1 protein-coding gene is annotated in these 802 nt (G+C 71.3%); it reads right to left on the reverse strand.

Going from position 1 to position 802, the window contains the following annotated elements; all coding sequences use genetic code 11:
• Positions 1-102 precede the first annotated feature (102 nt).
• Entirely contained in the window at positions 103-603 is a 501-nt protein-coding gene (tpx, locus tag IF30_RS0140375; RefSeq protein ID WP_030248192.1) for a thiol peroxidase, read from the reverse strand.
• Positions 604-802 lie beyond the last annotated feature (199 nt).

Below are 802 nucleotides of genomic sequence, written 5' to 3' on the forward strand. Positions count from 1 at the left end.
AGATCTCCACTATCCTCTTCGTCGGCAGCGTCAGATGTGTATAAGAGACAGGTGCCGATGGGGGGTGTGCGCGCAGGGTGGTGCGGTGTGTGCGGGGGTGGGTCAGTTGAGGGCGGCGAGTGCGGCCTCGTAGTTCGGCTCGTCGGCGATCTCCGCGACGAGTTCGGTGTGCAGGACGGTGTCGTTCTCGTCGAGGACGACGACGGCGCGCGCGGTCAGGCCGGCCAGGGGGCCGGTGTTGATGGCCACGCCGTAGGCGTCGTGGAAGTCGCGTCCGCGCACGGTGGAGAGGGTCTTGACGTTGTCCAGGCCCTCGGCGCCGCAGAAGCGGGCCTGGGCGAACGGCAGGTCCGCGGAGATGCACAGCACGACGGTGTTCTCCAGCGCGCCGGCCTGGGAGTTGAAGGTGCGTACCGACGTCGCGCAGGTCGGGGTGTCGATGCTGGGGAAGATGTTGAGGACCTTGCGGGTACCGGCGAAGTCCTTCAGCGAGGTGTCCGCGAGTCCCGCGCCGACCAGGGTGAACGCCGGTGCCTGGCTGCCGGCCGCGGGCAGTGCGCCGCCGACCTCGACCGGGTTCCCCTTCAGCGTGACCTGAGCCATGAAAAGCCTCCTACCAGCGGTATACGGGTGTGCAACGCGCCGATCCTACTGCCCGCCCCCAACAGCCCGCCCGGAGCGACCGCAGACCGGACACCCCCGGGCCGGTGGGGCCGGCACGGCACGGCGGCCAGGAGCGGGGCGGTGGGGGCGGCTCGGGGCGGCTCGGGGCGGCTCGGTGCGGGGAGGGGCGGTGCGGGGG

It is taken from the genome of Streptomyces sp. NRRL S-350 (genome assembly GCF_000719705.1).
Taxonomy (GTDB): domain Bacteria; phylum Actinomycetota; class Actinomycetes; order Streptomycetales; family Streptomycetaceae; genus Kitasatospora.

What these genes read in the sequence shown, in the direction of transcription:
- tpx (WP_030248192.1), bottom strand. Translation starts at nt 603, where the DNA reads ATGGCTCAGGTCACGCTGAAGGGGAACCCGGTCGAGGTCGGCGGCGCA.